Raw genomic sequence first — 17,856 nt, 5'->3', positions numbered from 1 at the left:
ACATAACTCTGCATCAGGTTAGGGCTTTGTTAAGGCGGCTCTCTGGAAAAGCGTATTGTTAATCGCAACGCACGAATAAACAACGGTTTTACGGGAAATTTTAACGTTGGCTCTCCCTGAGCGAAAGCAGGGAGAGCCGGGCAGTCACGTTATTCTTCGCTGTCGCCCTGACTGGCGCGTCGAGGCGAGTCAATTTCAATGCGATCGATACGCTGTAGACCACGCATCAGCGTGCCGCGACGACCACGTTCGCCGGTCACTTTCTGCAACTCTTCAGGACGCAGTTTAATTTTGCGCTTACCGACGTGGATAGTCAGCGTGCTCTGTGGCGGCAGCACATAGAGCAGCGCCAGGCCATCTTCGCCTTTCGCCGCTTCTGCTGAAGGGATATTGATAATCTTGTTCCCTTTGCCTTTCGACAGTTGCGGCAAATCGCTCACCGGGAACATCAACATGCGACCTGCATGGGTAATGGCCAGCAGCATATCGGTTTCATCTTCAATCACCACAGGAGGCATGACATGCGCATTTTCTGGCAGTGTAATCAATGCTTTACCCGCACGGTTACGCGCCACCAGGTCATTGAAGGTACAGACAAAACCGTAGCCCGCATCGGATGCCATCAGCAGTTTCTGATCGTCACCTTCCATCAGCATATGCTCAACCGTCGCGCCCGGCGGCAGCGTGAGCTTACCGGTTAATGGTTCGCCCTGGCCACGTGCCGACGGCAGCGTAATCGGGTCGATGGCGTAGCTGCGTCCGGTCGAGTCAACGAATACCACCGGCTGGTTGCTCTTACCCTTCACTGCCGACTTAAAGCTGTCGCCCGCTTTATAGCTTAATCCTGGCGCATCAATGTCGTGGCCTTTGGCGCTACGCACCCAACCACTCTGGGACAATACAATAGTCACCGGCTCAGACGGCAGCATGTCGTGCTCGCTCATCGCCTTCGCTTCTTCGCGTTCCTGCAACGGGGAGCGGCGATCGTCGCCATAAGCATCGGCATCGGCCTGCAGCTCTTTCTTCAGCAGGTTACTCATTTTACGCTCGGAAGCGAGAATGGCCTGCAGTTGATCGCGCTCTTTCGCCAGCTCATCCTGCTCACCGCGGATTTTCATCTCTTCGAGTTTGGCAAGGTGGCGCAATTTCAGCTCAAGGATAGCTTCAGCCTGCGTTTCGGAAATGCCAAACCGCGACATCAGCTCAGGCTTAGGTTCATCTTCATGACGAATAATCTCGATCACTTCGTCAATGTTGAGGAACGCCACCAGCAAACCTTCAAGGATATGCAGGCGCTTAAGCACTTTTTCCAGACGATAGTTCAGGCGACGACGCACGGTATCACGGCGGAACGCCAGCCATTCGGTGAGGATCTCCAGCAGGTTTTTCACCGCCGGGCGACCGTCGAGGCCGATCATGTTCAGGTTGATACGGTAGCTTTTTTCCAGATCGGTGGTGGCAAACAGGTGGTTCATCACCTGTTCCATATCCACGCGATTGGAGCGCGGGACAATCACCAGACGGGTCGGGTTTTCGTGATCCGATTCGTCACGCAGGTCATCAACCATCGGCAGCTTTTTATTACGCATTTGAGCAGCGATCTGCTCCAGCACTTTTGCCCCGGAAACCTGATGCGGCAACGCGGAAATCACTACCGCACCGTCTTCTTTGGTCCATACCGCGCGCATACGCACGGAGCCGCGTCCGTTTTCGTAAATCTTACGAATTTCCGCACGCGAAGTAATAATCTCGGCTTCGGTCGGATAATCCGGCCCTTGCACAATATCCAGCAGTTGATCGAGCGTTGTTTTCGGCTGCTCAATCAGCGTAATCGCCGCTTTGGCGACCTCTCGCAGGTTATGCGGTGGAATATCCGTCGCCATACCAACGGCAATACCGGTCGTACCATTCAGCAGAATATTTGGCAGACGCGCAGGCAGCATCTTTGGCTCCTGCATGGTGCCGTCGAAGTTTGGCACCCAGTCCGACGTTCCCTGACCTAGCTCACCCAGCAGGACTTCCGCATATTTAGACAGACGGGATTCGGTATAACGCATCGCCGCGAAGGATTTGGGATCGTCCGGCGCCCCCCAGTTCCCCTGCCCGTCAACCAGCGGATAACGGTAAGAGAACGGCTGCGCCATCAGTACCATCGCTTCATAACAGGCGCTGTCGCCGTGTGGGTGGTATTTACCCAGCACGTCACCGACGGTACGCGCGGATTTTTTAAATTTGGCGCTGGCATTCAGCCCCAGTTCGGACATTGCATACACAATGCGACGCTGAACGGGTTTCAAACCATCGCCAATAAATGGCAACGCCCTGTCCATGATGACGTACATGGAGTAGTTCAGATAGGCGTTTTCCGTGAATTCATGCAGCGCCAGGCGCTCTGCCATATCGCTCATTAATCGTGGTTCCTCAACTTTGTACCCCTCTATTGAAGGGCAATATTACCGCAGATACTACCCTATCTGGCGTGTTGAGTCACAAAGAAAAGGGCCGCGNNNNAAAAGGGCCGCGAATGCGGCCCTGATGGGGATTATTTAGCAACTTTGCTAATCTGTTTCACGTCGATTTCAACGGAGTTCCAGTCTTTATCCACTTCGCCCTGGATCTCAACCACATCCTGCGGGGTTACGGTTACGCCGTTCCAGCGCTTATGGTCAATATCCACATTCACCGTGCCGGTCGCATCTTTAAACACATACAGATCGTCGGAAATACGCTCAACGATGTTCCCACGCAGGGTAACCCACGCGTCATCACGCAGCGATTTAGCACTTGCTACCGTCGTGATGCTGCCGTTCGGGCCGACAAACCCACCGCTTTGGCTTTGTGTGGTCGTCGTCGGCCCAGAGAAGCCGCCCTGCTGCGCTGCCAGAACAGGTGCGGAACACAGTGCCATTACGGCAACCATTGCAGCTAATTTTTTCATCGTCATGTCTCCCTTTCATGTTGGTTTACGACTATTAAATAAGTTAATCCTTAACAACTTCTTAAGGAAAAAAAAGATTCTTTTTTGCTGTACAGATGCGGCGGCGACAAGGTTTACTGACGGTAAAGAGAGTTTTCGCAGGGAAGAATATATGCGCATTTTACTGGTTGAAGATGATACGTTGATTGGTGATGGCCTTAAAACCGGTCTGAGTAAAATGGGTTTTAGCATCGACTGGTTTACCGAAGGACGTCAGGGGAAAGAAGCACTCTACAGTGCCCCGTATGATGCGGTAATCCTCGACCTGACGCTGCCAGGCATAGACGGACGAGACATCCTGCGCGAGTGGCGAGCCAACGGGAAGCAGGAACCGGTGCTGATTCTGACCGCCCGCGACGCACTGGCGGAACGCGTTGAAGGCTTACGTCTGGGCGCGGATGACTATCTGTGTAAGCCCTTCGCGTTGATCGAAGTTGCCGCCAGGCTGGAGGCGCTGGTGCGTCGTGCCAGCGGCCAGGCCAGCAACACATTGCGCCATGGCGAGGTGACGCTCGATCCCGGCGCGCTGGTCGCCACGGCGGCGGGCGAACCTTTGTCTCTTAAGCCCAAAGAGTTCGCGCTGTTGGAGCTGCTTATGCGCAACAAGGGCCGCGTCCTGCCCCGTAAACTGATTGAAGAAAAACTGTATACCTGGGACGAAAACGTCTCCAGCAATGCGGTTGAAGTACACGTCCATCACTTACGCCGTAAGCTCGGCAGCGACTTTATCCGTACCGTGCATGGCATTGGCTACACCCTGGGTGACGCATGAAATTCGCACAACGCCTCAGCCTGCGCGTCAGGCTAACGCTTATCTTCATGATTTTGGTTTTAGTGACCTGGCTGATTTCCAGCTTTGTCGCCTGGAAGCAAACCACCGATAACGTGAATGAGATGTTCGACACGCAGCAAATGCTGTTCGCCAAGCGTCTTGTCACGCTGGATCTTGATGAACTCAAAGCCTCTGAACGTATCGCGCATACCCCGAAAAAATTCAAACATGGTCATATTGACGACGATGTACTGACCTTTGCGGCCTACACGCCAGAAGGGAAAATGGTTCTTCACGATGGCGACAATGGCCAGTACATTCCCTATAGCTATCGCCGGGAAGGTTTTGACGATGGCTATCTGAATGGCGACAACGATAAATGGCGTTTTGTGTGGCTGACTTCCGCAGATAAAAAGTATCGAATTGTTGTCGGCCAGGAATGGGAATATCGTGAAGATATGGCTTTAGCGATTGTGACAGCGCAATTGGTGCCGTGGTTGGTCGCTTTGCCACTGATGCTGTTAATCCTGATTGTGTTGTTAAGTCTTGAACTTAAACCCCTGAAAAAACTGGCGCAGGCGCTACGTTTACGCGACCCGGAATCAGAAGAACCGCTCAGTTTGAAAGGCATTCCTGGTGAGGTTCGCCCGCTGGTTGAATCACTCAACCAACTTTTCACCCGTATTCATACCACCATGGTACGTGAACGGCGCTTTACTTCAGATGCCGCTCACGAGCTGCGTAGTCCGTTGACGGCGCTGAAAGTGCAAACCGAAGTGGCACAACTGTCTGACGATGACCCGCAGGCAAGGCAAAAAGCCTTAATGCAGATGCAGGCCGGGATCGATCGCGCCACGCGTCTGGTTGATCAGTTACTGACGCTTTCGCGCCTTGACTCCCTCGACAATCTTCAGGATGTGGCGGAAATCTCGCTGGAGGAGTTGCTGCAATCTGCGGTGATGGATATCTACCATTCGGCCCAGCAGGCGCATATTGACGTACGTTTGCAGATTAACGCGCATGGCATCACATGTACCGGGCAACCGCTGTTACTCAGCCTGATGGTGCGAAATCTGCTGGATAATGCGATTCGCTATAGTCCCCGGGGAAGCATTGTGGAAGTGACGCTCAACGCCCGCAATTTTAGCGTCAAAGATAATGGTCCAGGTATTGCGCCGGAAGTTCTGATGCACATTGGAGAACGCTTTTATCGCCCACCAGGGCAAAGCGTGACCGGCAGCGGTCTGGGGTTGTCAATTGTCCGTCGCATCGCGTCCTTACACAGAATGTCGGCCTCGTTTGGAAATGCTCCGGAAGGAGGGTTTGAAGCTAAGATCAGTTGGTAGGCCTAAATCAGTGGCAATATAAATAACGCCCCCAAAAAAGCCACCAGCCAACGAAAAGGCAGGTGGCTACCGCGAGACAATATAACCAGAACTCAAACATTCTTCGGTCATAGAGTTTTCTGACTAGGATAATAATAAGCGGCGTGAGCAGAAAAAATGCTGCAACGGCAGCCTGCAAACCGCGATTATCGTTTGAGACGACAGGTATACTACAAATTGAGTCATTCGGCTCAAGCATCCAACTATATTTATTGAAGGCAAAAAATGTATCGGTTAACCAATACGCAAGGACTATATATAGAGACACTTCAAGTATAGATACTACTTTTCCTTTTAACATATACAATTACTCTCTAAGTAATGCTCTGATATGTTCTCTTATTTCCAGCAATCTCATACCATAGGATATATAGTTATAGTCTTCCGTACCTCGTTTGGGTACATTACTTATTAATTGGGTGAAATCTTCTAAACGTCTTTGAACTCCCCGATTATACCTCACACCCGCCATTATGTATTGCTCATCGGTCATATAAAGTGTTGCTACATCAGGATAATCATAGAGAATGAGATCTCTCAAATAATTTGCTGTTACGCGCAAGTTAAAGTCATCCTCCATGAGACAAGTTGCTAACTCCAACTGATCCCTGGTAGTAAGCTCCGAAGGATCCAGGCCAAGTGTAACAGCCGCAACGCGTATTTGTGCAGCTACAGAACCAAATGATGTTTTATCTGCAGGTTTGCTCCCCCACCCAATCATCCTTTTAACCTCAAACACCTGAAATTTAAAATTTTCAGGCATTCCTCCTGATTCAATCCATGCTACTGCGCCAAGCAGGTCGGAGCGTATCCCCGCAGCGTTAGCATGTTTAATGATTTTATCTCTGTTGTATTGCACATATGCATCTTTATAGGCATTCAAATAAAATGCTCCTGAAAATCCACGGGCATCATTTTTGCCTAACTTCCAAAACAAAACATCAATTTCATCCCATTTCCGGAATTTTGTCTGTGGGATGGTACAGAAACGGTTCCTCAGCATAAAATCGCTTTTCATCGTTAGAAAATCCTTTCTTCCCAGAAGCTATATGACTCAGTGCCGGCTATAAGATGTTTCCACGTTATATTTTTATAGCTCAGCATAATGACTTCCTCTGGCTGATTACCTGCATGTGTTAACACATGAGGATAGCAGGATGAAATGTTAGACAAATAAGCATCCTGTAACTCAATAGAGTAAAACCGTTCAATACCACCACCAGAAATTGTTCTATAAAAGTCAAATAAAACCGATAATTTTTCATTTTCAGAAATCGCGGCATTTAACAAAGGTGATGACTTATCTATTGGCTTATAAAATTTCACAGGATGATGTAAAACATTATGCTCTCGACTCATGGAATGGTCGAATTGCAGGACAAAAATTTCATCAACGTGGTTTAGTTGATATTTATTACCAATAGAAGCAGATGTTCCACAATCAGCAGAAATCATGCCCTGCTTTTCACCGATAACTGTCGCATATATAATATTGGCCATTATAAAACCCTTTATATTGGTGTTTTGAATAACTCAGCTACAGACAGTTTATTCCTTCACTGTGATAAAAAATCACTCCATTTATCAGTTACAGAAAATTCAGAATTCATTTACACACTTTACGTAATTTCTCCACGACACCCAACTATTGCTATAAATGCAAAAGACTTTGCACATTTTGCTAATTTCACCGTACCGCTCATCAGCGTAGAATCGGCCTCAAACGTTATTCTTTGAGGACACAAAATGAGCAACATCCTGATTATCAACGGTGCGAAAAAATTCGGCCATTCTAATGGGCAATTGAATGACACCCTGACCGAGGTCGCGGACGGTATCCTGCGCGACCTCGGGCATGATGTTAGAGTCGTACGCGCTGACAGCGATTATGACGTTCAAACAGAAGTGCAGAACTTCGTCTGGGCCGATGCGGTTATCTGGCAAATGCCTGGCTGGTGGATGGGCGCACCGTGGACCGTGAAAAAATACATCGATGACGTGTTTACCGCAGGTCACGGTACGCTGTATGCCAGCGATGGCCGTACACGTTCAGATGCCTCTAAAAAATACGGTTCCGGCGGGCTGATTCAGGGCAAAAAATACATGTTGTCTCTGACCTGGAACGCGCCGATGGAAGCCTTCACGGAAAAAGATCAGTTCTTCCATGGCGTTGGCGTTGATGGCGTTTATCTCCCGTTCCATAAAGCAAACCAGTTCCTGGGAATGGAAGCGCTGCCGACCTTTATCACCAATGACGTGATTAAAATGCCGGACGTCCCGCGTTATATCGCAGAATATCGCAAGCATCTGAACGAAATTTTTGGTTAACTGGTAACCTGGAATTAGAAGGAGTTAACCATGCTTACCGTTATTGCAGAAATCCGTACACGTCCAGGTCAACATCATCGCCAGGCGGTACTGGATCAGTTCGCTAAAATCGTTCCGACCGTACTGAAAGAAGAAGGCTGCCACGGCTACGCGCCGATGGTCGATCATGCTGCTGGCGTCAGTTTTCAGACCACGGCCCCGGACTCAATCGTGATGATTGAACAGTGGGAAAGCATTGCGCATCTTGAAGCGCATTTGCAGACACCGCACATGAAAGCCTATAGCGAAGCCGTGAAAGGTGATGTGCTGGAGATGAATATTCGTATTCTGGAATCTGGCATTTAAGATTGTCGATTTGCCGGATAACGCCACAAACAGACGTATCCGGCTTATACAGCAATCTCCAGGCCCGGTAAGCGCAGCGCCACCGGGCATTCTTTACCAGTAAAGCTTCCAGCTCTGAGTGAAGCGCATTAACGCTTCAACGTAGAAATAATCCCCCCAACTTGCGCACTCATCGACCCCTTTGTTGCTCGACAGGTGATACACCGAGTGTTTCAGTAGTCCGTTCCCCAGCTCATCTTTGCCCATCAGATAGTGCCTGGTCAGCGAAGACATGATCCCCATCGCCCACTGCTGATAGCGCTCGCGATCCGGATCGGTCACCGGCAGGTGTTTAATCAGCTCCAGCAGACCGCAGACGGCAATCGCTGCCGAAGATGAATCGCGCAGCGCAACGGTTCCGACTAATGCCAGATCCCAATGGCAAACGGCATCTTCCGGCAAACGATTAAGAAAGTAGTTGGCCAGCTTTTTCGACAGCTGCACCATCTGGGTATCACCGGTGTAGATATAGCTCAGCAGAAAACCATAAATTCCCCACGCCTGCCCACGCGACCAGCAAGAATCGTCGGCATAGCCCTGCTGAGTATTACCGTAACGCGGCTCGCCGGTTTGCACGTCCATATAGTAGGTGTGGAAGGTCGAGGCATCCTGGCGGATCAGGTATTTGGCTGCCTGCGCAACGTGCGCTTTGGCGGCATTCGCAAAACGCGGATCGCCCGTTTGCTCGCTTGCCCAGTACAACAGCGGCAGATTCATATTACAGTCGATAATCATCCTCCCGGCCTGCTCGGGATCGCGAAGATCGCCCCATGCCTGGATGATCTGCGCCTTTTCATGAAAACGCTCCAACAGCGCTTCTGCCGCCATCAGGGAAAACCCTCGCGCATCACGATTACCCGTCAATCGCCAGGCCGCCACGCAGGAAAGCGTGTAGAGGAATCCCAGGTCGTGGGTGTTAGTATCGTGGCGTCCGGCAATACGCAAGCCAAACGAACGCACATGTTTCTCCGCCATCTCACGAAATTTGCTCTCACCACTCATTTCCCACGCCAGCCATAACTGCCCGGTCCAGAAGCTGGTCGTCCATTCCACATTATCTGTCAGCGGGTAATAACCTTGCACACAGGTTTCGGCAGGAAATTGTTCACCGAATTCCGTTAAATGACGGCTAATCAATTCGAGGACATGTTCTCGAGCGCTACTCATTTGATCCTGAAAGCTACCGGGATTAACCGGGCTGCCAGGAAATACGCGCAACGATTCCTCAACGATATGATTTAACATATTTCGGTTCCTTCTTACGTAAATTATTTTGCAGGATTATTCTCAGCAATATCGAGAGCGATATTTTTGCCTCGTTTGCTCTGACAGGCAGATAAAGTAAATGCTGATATCAATGTAAAGATCAGCGCCACAATGCCCATAATGATATATGTCTTCTCAAAACCGATCCGGTCATACATTAATCCAGCAGGTGATGAAACTACCACGTTACCGACATACAGCATGGCCTGATAACCCAGTAAATACATGGTCGCATTTACCCGTTTATCAAAATGCTCGGCAATATATTTAAAGACGGAAACCAGTAATAAACAGATCTCCAGACCGTATAGCGGTTTCAGCACAGAAATGAGCAGATGAGAGTCGCACAGACCGGAGATAACCAACCGTGCGCCCACCAGCAGCCCAACAATCAGCAGGCCACGCTTCGCGCCAACATAATTGACGAATAACGGGATGACCATGTACATGACAAATTCCATTCCCGACTGCACGGTCCCCAGATAGCCAAACACGGCGTTCCCTTCATGCACATCCGAGAAGAAAGTGACGAAGTAGCGGGAGAACTGCTGCTCAGCGATGAACATCATCCACGCTACGCCCGCAACATACAGGCAGAATGCCCAGAATTTGCGATTGCGCAGCAGGGCGTACACATCCGCCGGGGCGATTTTCTCTTTGGTTAACACCTGCGAGGCGTTGGCCGCATTGACATTGACTTTCAGACTCAGCAGAACAACCAGCATCACCACCGACGCCACGCTGCCGAGCATAAAGTTATAGGCCGGAGAGAGGTTAAATAGCAGGCCAGAGAACGATGACGCCACTGCCCAGCCAAGTGACCCCCACATGCGGATTTGCCCAAACTCCATGCCGTTCAGGCGGCTGTAGCGATCGGAATACGATTCACAGGCAGCCACCCCGGCATACCACGCAAAGCTTAAGTAAATCGCGCCAACGATAATGCCCAGCATTGTATTGGACAGTAATAATGGCTGATAGACATAAATAAAAAAGGGTGCCATTAATGCAGACATCGCCACGACAAAATAGAGCAAATATTTACTCATACCTATTTTATCGAGAATATATCCATAAATAGGTTTCAGAATAACCGAAAAAATACCATTCACGGCAAATACGGTGCCGATCACCGTACCACTCAATTGCGCTTTTTGCCCTAACCAGATAGCCAGCAGTCCAATACTTGCAGACCACGTAAAGAAATAGAGGAATATAAAACCACTTATTTTATAATATTCAGTCCGATTTCCCATTGAACTATTTTTCATACCATCCTCGCTATAAAAAGAACGACAACTGGCGTGCACTTTCAGGCTGCTGAATAACAACCTGGCTGTTGTTGATAGAAAGCAGCGGAACGGCGGCGTACTGTCTTTGCTGTCCACTGGCGCTCACGGCACAGCAAAGCCAGCTTTCGCCCTGTGGGATTTCGGCGGTAAGCACAGGGATCGAGGCGCATTCAGGGAACATGATGCTGCTGTTTGGCGGCGTGACCACGTTGCCAGGCTGACGAAATATGGACGGTGAAAGATCAACGATAACGCTGGTTCCATTACGTGCCGCAATGAGACAGCCGCGATCGCGTAGCTGAGGCTCGGCTTTAATTACCGCAAATCCCCCTTCCACCGTTTGCAGGCTTCGCGCGCTGTGAATACGGTGCAAACGAAGATGCCACTCACCAAACGGGACCAGCCATGTATCAAGGGTAACGTCATGCCAGGGAGACCAGTTGGACCAGATAAAATTCTCATCAACCCGAACGTCATCGCACTGACGACGGCCACGATAGTAGCCATCGCCGTCTGCCAACAGCAGCATAGAGTCACAGGCCGCATGTTTGATGCCGTAACGGCCACGCTCAATGGTGAAACCGAAACGGCTGGAGTAGGCGAATTTGGTGTATTTGGCTTCGGTATTGACGTAATTGTTCAGTTCAAGCTGGCCTGAGGTCAGCATAGTGACATGTTCAGAATGCTCACTGTGCTGCATGATCTGCGCGGCATGCGTAATCACCCGTTTTTCATCAAGTACAGGTAAGGCCTGCTCTTCAGCCAGCCAGAAGGGATGCTTCTCAGGCAGAGCGAGGATCAAAAAGACCTTCAATGCCCAGTAGGGCGATCCCGGCGAGTTGTAATCTTCGCACATCGCCAGGTTCGGGTAGGCAAACCCCAGTGTCAGAATGCCATCACGATCGAAAATCGGCTGCTTCTGCCACCAACGCAGATGGCGCAGGATCACGCCTTTAATGACGCCTGGCGAAAAGACATCCAGTTCAGCAAACGCTACTGCGCTCCAGAACGCAACCATGGCAAAGCGGTAGGTCAGGCTGCGGCCAAACGGCACCGATGCGCCGTCTGCTGCGGACAGATAAATGAAATCTTCGGCAAACAGACGCGAGCGCTCACGCAGAGTGGCGGCGCGATCGGCATCATCGGGGCTTAGGGTGGCATATAACAGGCCATAAAAATGGAAGGCCATAGAGATGTAGTAATCTTTCGGACGCCCGGGACCATCGGAATACCAGCCGTCACCGAGATAGTAGGCTTCCATCAGCTCAAAACGGCGATCGATAGCAGCCTGATCATAAGGCAGCCCCGCCCGCTTGAAGCCAAGCTGAACGATAATCGCAAAGTAGTTCCAGTTGCTGTCCGGCATTTGCGCGTCGGTTATCTGGTTCAGCCAGCAATGCAGATTTTCACGTTCGCGCAGGGAGAAGCAGTCCGTCAGTTGCGTCTGTAACAATGCCAGACCAAGACCATATGCAGCCATCTCGACCAGGCGCTGATCGTACGGGCCGGTATCCCCCCAGTAGTGTGGACTTTGCGGGTCGGTGCCAAGTTTTACCGCCTGAATGTATTTTTCGGCATACGGCGCATCAGCCCCGCCCGCCATCAGCGGAAACAGTCCCCACAGCGCCCGGGAAAGTCCTTCCATACAGGCAATATCCACGCTGTAGTGAGCGCAGGTATTGCCAAGTGAAAACTGAGCCTGTCCCGCCGGAAACTGCTGATCCAGCGCACGCAAAACGGCGTTAACAGCGCACGTTACGTCTTCGCGTGATGACAATGGATTTGATTTTTCTTCAGTTGTTGACCACATACTCTGCCCCTCTGAATTAAGTGGCTAAAGAATAGTGAATCGCAGAGCAGCAGAAATGTTACGTCAATCACACCACTAGCATTAAAGTAAAACAGCGATTGAGGAAATTTAAAAATAGGGTTTATAAATTACTATTCGGCGGAAAAAGTTTAAATTTATTGCACTATGACCTTATCCTCACAGCAAGAACATCTGGAGTTGATCGCCCTCAACGATGCGATTGCATCGTTCAGCCGTTTATTCGCCAATACGGTGCGTTACCACCACTGGCATCAGTGTCTGGAAGTGCTGTATGTGGAAGAAGGCTTTGGCGTGGTCACGGTTGACCATAAGCAGTTCACTATGCGACCAGGACGGATGTTCTTTTTTCCGCCGTTTACCCTACACAAGATATGGGTCGACGAGCAGGCGCGGGATGGTTATCGGCGTACCATTATTCATCTCGATCAACATGCGGTGCTGAAGGTGCTACGCGACTTTCCGCACACTCAGCAGCATCTGCAAAATCTGAGCGTGCGCGGCAGCGAAGCATGGGTTGTCGACGCGGCGGATATCCACACCCATGTTGATTTTCTTTTCAGCCGTTATGAAAAAATGGCTGCACAGAAGCCGCTGAACACTGAGCAGGTTGCCTGTCTGTTAGTTAATTTATTCAGCCTGTTGCCCGAAGATAACGGTAATATGCCAGAAATTAGCAGTGGAATTGCCAGTCAGGTAATGTTCTGGCTGGATGAGCATTACACCCACAAATTTAGTCTGGCGGCGCTGGCGCAGGAGCTGGGCAAATCAAAAAGCTATGTTTCTCGCCGCTTCCAGATGGAAACGGGCGAGAGCATTCTCAACTATCTCAATACTCTACGCCTGCGAAAAGCCTGTGAAGCGCTGCTACATAGTGAAATCAGCGTGCGGGAGATTGCGCAAAAGGTGGGATTTTCAGAGGTGACGTACTTTATCAGCGCCTTCGGCAAAGGCATTGGCGAGACGCCGCTGCAGTATCGCAAGCGCCATAAACAGTAACGCCGGATAAGGCGGTTTGCGCCGCCATCCGGCATTCACGGTCAATTACCCCTCGAGATCCGCCTGGTCGCCTTTCTCCTGCAACCAGTTACGACGATCTTCAGAACGCTTCTTGGCCAGCAGCATATCCATTACCGCGTTGGTGCGCTGATCGTCTTCATCATCAATGATGAGCTGCACCAGGCGGCGCGTGTTCGGATCCAGCGTGGTTTCGCGCAGCTGCATCGGGTTCATTTCGCCCAGACCTTTAAAGCGCTGCACGTTCGGCTTGCCTTTCTTGCGTTTTAGCTGCTCCAGTACGCCCGCTTTTTCTTCTTCCGTCAGTGCGTAATAGACCTCTTTACCGAGGTCGATACGGTATAACGGCGGCAGCGCCACATAGACGTGACCGTGTTTCACCAGCGTGCGGAAGTGTTTTACAAACAATGCGCACAGCAGCGTGGCAATGTGCAAACCATCGGAGTCCGCATCCGCCAGAATACAGATCTTGCCGTATCGCAGCTGGCTCAGATCGTCGCTGTCCGGATCGATACCGATCGCCACCGAAATATCGTGAACTTCCTGCGAGGCCAGCACTTCATCGGAAGAGACTTCCCAGGTATTGAGGATCTTACCTTTGAGCGGCATGATCGCCTGGTACTCACGATCGCGCGCCTGTTTGGCCGATCCGCCCGCAGAGTCACCTTCGACAAGGAACAGTTCGGTGCGATTGAGATCCTGTGCGGTACAGTCCGCCAGTTTCCCTGGCAGCGCCGGACCGCTGGTCAGCTTTTTACGCACCACTTTTTTCGCCGCGCGCAGGCGACGCTGGGCGCTGGAAATCGCCATCTCAGCCAGCAGTTCGGCTGACTGCACGTTTTGGTTCAGCCACAGGCTGAAAGCATCTTTCACCACGCCAGAGACAAAAGCCGCGCACTGACGCGAGGAGAGACGCTCTTTGGTTTGCCCGGCAAACTGCGGATCCTGCATTTTTACCGACAGCACGTAGGCGCAGCGATCCCAGATATCTTCCGCCGACAGCTTCACGCCACGCGGCAGGATATTGCGGTATTCGCAGAACTCGCGCATCGCATCCAGCAGGCCCTGACGCAGACCGTTAACATGCGTACCGCCCTGCATGGTTGGGATCAGGTTTACATAGCTTTCGGTCAACAGCTCGCCGCCTTCCGGCAGCCAGAGCAACGCCCAGTCAACGGTCTCTGTCTCACCGCTAAAATTACCGATAAACGGTTTTTCTGGCAGCGTCGGCAGGCCATTCACCGCTTCGCTCAGATAATCATTCAGACCATCCTGGTAGCACCAGCGCTGTTCGCTATTGTTGACCTCATCTTTAAAAGTGATCTCAACACCCGGACACAATACCGCTTTAGCTTTCAGTACGTGCGTTAAGCGCGAAACGGAAAAACGCGGGCTGTCGAAGAAGGTTTCATCCGGCCAGAAGTGCACGCTGGTTCCGGTATTGCGTTTACCGCAGGTCCCGACAACCTGTAAATCCTGCACCTTATCGCCGTTCTCAAACGCAATGTTGTACACCTGTCCGTCGCGACGCACGTTCACTTCCACACGCTTAGACAGAGCATTGACCACGGAGATACCCACCCCATGCAGACCACCAGAGAACTGATAGTTCTTATTGGAGAACTTACCACCCGCATGTAAACGGCAGAGGATCAACTCAACCGCCGGAACACCTTCTTCAGGGTGAATGTCTACTGGCATGCCGCGGCCATCATCAATGACTTCCAGAGATTGGTCAGCATGTAAGATCACGTCCACACGTTTTGCGTGGCCCGCCAGTGCTTCATCCACACTGTTATCAATCACTTCCTGCCCAAGGTGGTTCGGACGGGTTGTATCGGTGTACATCCCCGGGCGACGGCGTACCGGCTCAAGCCCAGTGAGTACCTCAATGGCATCAGCGTTATAAGTTTGCGTCATGGTTTAAATAAGCAATTCGAATTGATCGTCAGAAACTGTGCAGTCCAAGAAAATCGACAATCTGGTTGAAATAATCTTCGAAGCCCGTGAATGCGTGGTTTCCGCCCTCAGTAACTGTCTGGCGGCAGGAGGCGTAATACGCCACCGCCTGGCGGTAGTCCAACACTTCATCGCCCGTTTGTTGGAGCAGCCAGATTAAATCCGGCGCTTCCAGCGGGTCAATCTGCATGACTTTAAGATCGTAAATATGGCGTGACTCTAGCACATATTGCTGCCCCGTGTAGGGGTTCTCGTTTTGACCGAGATAGTCGACCAGCAGTTCATAAGGCCGGACCGCCGGATTCACCACCACCGCTGGCAGCATAAAACATTGTGACAGCCAGGTGGCGTAATAGCCGCCCAACGAGGAACCGACAATCCCCAGCGACTCGCCGCCATGCTCAAGAACGATCGATTCCAGCATCTCTGCGGCCTGAGCAGGATACGGCGGCAACTGCGGTACGATCATCTCAACGTGCGGATGGTGCTCCGCCAGCCAGCTTTTCAGCAAACATGCCTTCGCTGAACGAGGAGAACTGTTAAATCCGTGGAGATAGAGAAGTGTAGACATCAGTAGCCTTCTGAAGCGGTATCAGGGTGGAACCGATTACCCTGCAGACGACACACCTGAGTCTGCAACGTACCGTCAGCAAATAGCTCCAGCGTACGCCAGCCGGGGCTGATGGTATCTAACGTGAAATTAGAACAATGCGGCTTAAACTGCACGCAGGTCGACGGCGTCGCCAACAGGCGGCGACCGTTCCAGTCCAGATCCAGTTCCTGATGAATATGCCCGCAGAGCAGATACTTCGCGCGCGGGTAGTTCACCAGCACGTTGTCCAGCTCGGCGGCATTGCGCAGACTGTGCTGATCGAGCCAGCTGCAGCCCGCAGGCATAGGATGATGATGCAGAAGCAGCAAGGTATTGCGTTCAGGCGCATCGGCAAGTTTACGCTCCAGCCATTCGAGCTGAAATTCGCTTAACTCGCCGTGGGGAACGCCAAATACCTGACTGTCCAGCAACAAGATTTGCCACTGTTCGCCAATGAAGACGCGCTTAGCCGGGGAAATGCCAGCTTCCTGCAGCGAGCTGTACATTGCAGGCTGAAAATCATGATTACCCGGGAGCCAAACGCAGGGCGCACGAAAACTTGCGATGCCCTCAGCAAAATGCTGATAAGCCGCAGCGGATTGATCCTGCGCCAAATCGCCAGTCGCGACGATCAGATCGTACTCTGGCGACTCAGCATGTATTGCATCCAGTACGGATTGATAGCTGTCCCAGGTGTTCACACCCAGCAGCGTTTCATGCTTTTCGGCAAACAGGTGAGTGTCTGTAATTTGTAAGATCCTGACTCTGGCCTCACCAGCCAAAGGAAGGGTTAACAGGCTTTCCAAATGGTGTCCTTAGGTTTCACGACGCTAATAAACCGGAATCGCCATCGCTCCATGTGCTAAACAGTACCGTAACCAGTCGGCCAGAAACTGGTTAATTTGATGCTTTTCGTCGCGTTGATGCAACTTTTTATTTGGATAATCATACCGCGCTTTGAAGCGAAAGATCTGCTGACTTGAACACACTTCAGCGACCCTCGCATCATGATACAGACGCACGGTTAACGACGGCAGGCTCCAGTAAGTCACAGCCGGTGCCGTTTGTTCGATCGCGACAAGCGTAGTGTATCGGGTCGATTCAACGATCGTTAACCGATATTGTGCGTTTGCTACCTGATAGCTCACTGTTTCACCGGCTGCGTCATTACGCGGCAACAGGCGGCGCAATTGCGAATAATTGGTTTCGCACAGGCGCATCATTTCAGGGAAGTCAGGTGTGTAACGCTTCATTTTTTCCACTCAGTTTTTAACTCTTGATGGTGCAGCTGTAACCATTGCAAGGCGATGACAGAAGCCGCGTTGTCGATTATCCCCTCTTCTACCCATTGATAAGCCTGTTCCCGGCTCACCACATGAACACGAATATCTTCGTTTTCATCAGCCAGACCATGAATTCCGCTCGCGGTCGTGGCGTCCACTTCACCCACCATAATCGATGAACGTTCGCTGGTGCCTCCCGGGCTTGCCAGATAACTTAGCACCGGTTTTACGCGTTTAACGTTAAGCCCAGCTTCTTCCATGGCTTCACGGCGCGCGACATCTTCCACACTCTCGCCTTCTTCGATCATCCCGGCCACCATTTCCAGTAGCCATGGGCTGGCGCTGGTATCAAACGCCGCGATGCGGATCTGCTCGACCAGCACAACTTCGTCCCGCTCAGGGTCAAAGGGTAGCAAGACTGCCGCGTGTCCGCGCTCAAAAATTTCGCGCTTTACCTCACCGCTCATCCCGCCGTTAAACAGGCGATGGCGGAATCGATAAAGATCCAGTGAAAAAAATCCGCGGTATAGCGTTTCTCGTGCAATAATTTCTACATCATTTTTAGTGAAAGTCATTGGCAAGTTGTCTGGTTTACGCATTGTGCTGTCCTGAAACCAATAGTGTTTAAAATGTGAATTTCAAGGTCGTTTGACTGATGTTTCAACGCCCTTGTGTTAAATTGATGCAAATTAACGCCGTATGGCACGTAACGCCAACTTTTTGCAGTGGCGGATTCTGCTAGAATCAGCAAATATTTTTACAATTTGATCAGC

18 protein-coding genes are annotated in these 17,856 nt (G+C 51.1%); 5 read left to right on the top strand and 13 right to left on the bottom strand.

Annotated features, from left to right (window positions below; translation table 11 throughout):
• Positions 1–149 precede the first annotated feature (149 nt).
• Entirely contained in the window at positions 150–2,408 is a 2,259-nt protein-coding gene (gene parC, locus FDW92_RS03120; RefSeq protein WP_042311005.1) for a DNA topoisomerase IV subunit A, read from the bottom strand.
• 134 nt (positions 2,409–2,542) lie between these two features.
• The gene (locus tag FDW92_RS03115) at positions 2,543–2,938 is read right to left on the bottom strand and encodes a YgiW/YdeI family stress tolerance OB fold protein (RefSeq protein WP_038633899.1); all 396 of its coding nucleotides are present in this window, start codon (positions 2,936–2,938) and stop codon (positions 2,543–2,545) included.
• Between the two features lie 151 nt (positions 2,939–3,089).
• Here FDW92_RS03115 and qseB point away from each other — a divergent pair, with 151 nt between their 5' ends.
• Both qseB and qseC read left to right on the top strand, forming a co-directional pair.
• Positions 3,090–3,749 carry a quorum sensing response regulator transcription factor QseB gene (qseB, locus tag FDW92_RS03110; RefSeq protein WP_032940770.1) on the top strand — a complete coding sequence of 220 codons (660 nt, stop codon included), beginning with the start codon at positions 3,090–3,092 and terminating at the stop codon, positions 3,747–3,749.
• Positions 3,746–5,095, top strand: coding sequence for a quorum sensing histidine kinase QseC (gene qseC / locus FDW92_RS03105; RefSeq protein ID WP_042311007.1), 1,350 nt, complete (start codon positions 3,746–3,748; stop codon positions 5,093–5,095). Before qseB ends, qseC begins: the two co-directional genes overlap by 4 nt.
• Before the next feature lie 7 nt (positions 5,096–5,102).
• Here qseC and FDW92_RS03100 read toward each other — a convergent pair whose 3' ends face one another.
• The 3 genes from FDW92_RS03100 to FDW92_RS23150 are packed head-to-tail and all read right to left on the bottom strand — an operon-like array spanning position 5,103 to position 6,634.
• Positions 5,103–5,435 carry a DUF2645 family protein gene (locus tag FDW92_RS03100; RefSeq protein ID WP_072014783.1) on the bottom strand — a complete coding sequence of 111 codons (333 nt, stop codon included), beginning with the start codon at positions 5,433–5,435 and terminating at the stop codon, positions 5,103–5,105.
• Positions 5,436–5,441: 6 nt separating this feature from the next.
• Positions 5,442–6,152 carry a hypothetical protein gene (locus FDW92_RS23155; protein ID WP_042311009.1) on the bottom strand — a complete coding sequence of 237 codons (711 nt, stop codon included), beginning with the start codon at positions 6,150–6,152 and terminating at the stop codon, positions 5,442–5,444.
• A 2-nt stretch (positions 6,153–6,154) separates the two neighbouring features.
• Positions 6,155–6,634 (bottom strand): Hcp family type VI secretion system effector, encoded by a 480-nt coding sequence (locus tag FDW92_RS23150; RefSeq protein ID WP_042311010.1) that lies wholly within the window; start codon positions 6,632–6,634, stop codon positions 6,155–6,157.
• Between the two features lie 246 nt (positions 6,635–6,880).
• Here FDW92_RS23150 and FDW92_RS03085 point away from each other — a divergent pair, with 246 nt between their 5' ends.
• Both FDW92_RS03085 and FDW92_RS03080 read left to right on the top strand, forming a co-directional pair.
• The gene (locus FDW92_RS03085; RefSeq protein WP_042311012.1) at positions 6,881–7,462 is read left to right on the top strand and encodes an NAD(P)H-dependent oxidoreductase; all 582 of its coding nucleotides are present in this window, start codon (positions 6,881–6,883) and stop codon (positions 7,460–7,462) included.
• Positions 7,463–7,492: 30 nt separating this feature from the next.
• Entirely contained in the window at positions 7,493–7,807 is a 315-nt protein-coding gene (locus tag FDW92_RS03080) for a putative quinol monooxygenase (RefSeq protein ID WP_042289259.1), read from the top strand.
• A gap of 93 nt (positions 7,808–7,900) precedes the next feature.
• On the opposite strand, the gene FDW92_RS03075 is transcribed toward FDW92_RS03080, so the two are convergent.
• From FDW92_RS03075 to FDW92_RS03065, 3 genes are read right to left on the bottom strand one after another with little or no spacing between them, the layout of a single operon-like run.
• Complete coding sequence (locus FDW92_RS03075; protein ID WP_042311014.1) at positions 7,901–9,091, bottom strand: glycoside hydrolase family 88 protein; 1,191 nt, start codon at positions 9,089–9,091, stop codon at positions 7,901–7,903.
• A 23-nt stretch (positions 9,092–9,114) separates the two neighbouring features.
• Positions 9,115–10,383 carry an oligosaccharide MFS transporter gene (locus FDW92_RS03070; RefSeq protein WP_042311016.1) on the bottom strand — a complete coding sequence of 423 codons (1,269 nt, stop codon included), beginning with the start codon at positions 10,381–10,383 and terminating at the stop codon, positions 9,115–9,117.
• Between the two features lie 10 nt (positions 10,384–10,393).
• Positions 10,394–12,214 carry a DUF2264 domain-containing protein gene (locus FDW92_RS03065; protein ID WP_042311018.1) on the bottom strand — a complete coding sequence of 607 codons (1,821 nt, stop codon included), beginning with the start codon at positions 12,212–12,214 and terminating at the stop codon, positions 10,394–10,396.
• A 165-nt stretch (positions 12,215–12,379) separates the two neighbouring features.
• Here FDW92_RS03065 and FDW92_RS03060 point away from each other — a divergent pair, with 165 nt between their 5' ends.
• Positions 12,380–13,231: an AraC family transcriptional regulator gene (locus FDW92_RS03060; protein ID WP_042311020.1), complete on the top strand. Its 852-nt coding sequence runs from the start codon at positions 12,380–12,382 to the stop codon at positions 13,229–13,231.
• Positions 13,232–13,276: 45 nt separating this feature from the next.
• Here FDW92_RS03060 and parE read toward each other — a convergent pair whose 3' ends face one another.
• The 5 genes from parE to nudF are packed head-to-tail and all read right to left on the bottom strand — an operon-like array spanning position 13,277 to position 17,682.
• A complete protein-coding gene (gene parE / locus FDW92_RS03055) occupies positions 13,277–15,169 on the bottom strand; it encodes a DNA topoisomerase IV subunit B (protein WP_042311021.1) in 1,893 nt (630 codons plus the stop codon).
• Positions 15,170–15,197: 28 nt separating this feature from the next.
• Positions 15,198–15,779, bottom strand: a complete 582-nt coding sequence (gene yqiA, locus FDW92_RS03050; protein WP_038633915.1) for an esterase YqiA — start codon at positions 15,777–15,779, stop codon at positions 15,198–15,200.
• Positions 15,779–16,606 carry a 3',5'-cyclic-AMP phosphodiesterase gene (cpdA, locus tag FDW92_RS03045; protein WP_042311024.1) on the bottom strand — a complete coding sequence of 276 codons (828 nt, stop codon included), beginning with the start codon at positions 16,604–16,606 and terminating at the stop codon, positions 15,779–15,781. Before cpdA ends, yqiA begins: the two co-directional genes overlap by 1 nt.
• A 24-nt stretch (positions 16,607–16,630) precedes the next feature.
• Positions 16,631–17,053, bottom strand: coding sequence for a DUF1249 family protein (locus tag FDW92_RS03040; RefSeq protein ID WP_003024582.1), 423 nt, complete (start codon positions 17,051–17,053; stop codon positions 16,631–16,633).
• Entirely contained in the window at positions 17,050–17,682 is a 633-nt protein-coding gene (nudF, locus tag FDW92_RS03035; RefSeq protein ID WP_042311025.1) for an ADP-ribose diphosphatase, read from the bottom strand. The genes FDW92_RS03040 and nudF overlap by 4 nt, the downstream gene beginning before the upstream one ends.
• Between the last annotated feature and the right edge of the window lie 174 nt (positions 17,683–17,856).

Origin of the sequence: Citrobacter sp. wls706, from assembly GCF_005281305.1 — a bacterium.
Classification (GTDB): Bacteria; Pseudomonadota; Gammaproteobacteria; order Enterobacterales; family Enterobacteriaceae; genus Citrobacter; species Citrobacter werkmanii.
The sequence above is the reverse complement of the archived record's forward strand: the minus strand, read 5'-3'. Positions and strand labels throughout refer to the sequence as shown.

Excerpts from the sequence above, each read along its gene's own strand:
- parC (WP_042311005.1), bottom strand. The coding sequence starts at position 2,408 with ATGAGCGATATGGCAGAGCGCCTGGCGCTGCATGAATTCACGGAAAAC.
- FDW92_RS03115 (WP_038633899.1), bottom strand. The coding sequence starts at position 2,938 with ATGAAAAAATTAGCTGCAATGGTTGCCGTAATGGCACTGTGTTCCGCA.
- qseB (WP_032940770.1), top strand. The coding sequence starts at position 3,090 with ATGCGCATTTTACTGGTTGAAGATGATACGTTGATTGGTGATGGCCTT.
- qseC (WP_042311007.1), top strand. The coding sequence starts at position 3,746 with ATGAAATTCGCACAACGCCTCAGCCTGCGCGTCAGGCTAACGCTTATC.
- FDW92_RS03100 (WP_072014783.1), bottom strand. The coding sequence starts at position 5,435 with ATGTTAAAAGGAAAAGTAGTATCTATACTTGAAGTGTCTCTATATATA.
- FDW92_RS23155 (WP_042311009.1), bottom strand. The coding sequence starts at position 6,152 with ATGAAAAGCGATTTTATGCTGAGGAACCGTTTCTGTACCATCCCACAG.
- FDW92_RS23150 (WP_042311010.1), bottom strand. The coding sequence starts at position 6,634 with ATGGCCAATATTATATATGCGACAGTTATCGGTGAAAAGCAGGGCATG.
- FDW92_RS03085 (WP_042311012.1), top strand. The coding sequence starts at position 6,881 with ATGAGCAACATCCTGATTATCAACGGTGCGAAAAAATTCGGCCATTCT.
- FDW92_RS03080 (WP_042289259.1), top strand. The coding sequence starts at position 7,493 with ATGCTTACCGTTATTGCAGAAATCCGTACACGTCCAGGTCAACATCAT.
- FDW92_RS03075 (WP_042311014.1), bottom strand. The coding sequence starts at position 9,091 with ATGTTAAATCATATCGTTGAGGAATCGTTGCGCGTATTTCCTGGCAGC.
- FDW92_RS03070 (WP_042311016.1), bottom strand. The coding sequence starts at position 10,383 with ATGAAAAATAGTTCAATGGGAAATCGGACTGAATATTATAAAATAAGT.
- FDW92_RS03065 (WP_042311018.1), bottom strand. The coding sequence starts at position 12,214 with ATGTGGTCAACAACTGAAGAAAAATCAAATCCATTGTCATCACGCGAA.
- FDW92_RS03060 (WP_042311020.1), top strand. The coding sequence starts at position 12,380 with ATGACCTTATCCTCACAGCAAGAACATCTGGAGTTGATCGCCCTCAAC.
- parE (WP_042311021.1), bottom strand. The coding sequence starts at position 15,169 with ATGACGCAAACTTATAACGCTGATGCCATTGAGGTACTCACTGGGCTT.
- yqiA (WP_038633915.1), bottom strand. The coding sequence starts at position 15,779 with ATGTCTACACTTCTCTATCTCCACGGATTTAACAGTTCTCCTCGTTCA.
- FDW92_RS03040 (WP_003024582.1), bottom strand. The coding sequence starts at position 17,053 with ATGAAGCGTTACACACCTGACTTCCCTGAAATGATGCGCCTGTGCGAA.
- nudF (WP_042311025.1), bottom strand. The coding sequence starts at position 17,682 with ATGCGTAAACCAGACAACTTGCCAATGACTTTCACTAAAAATGATGTA.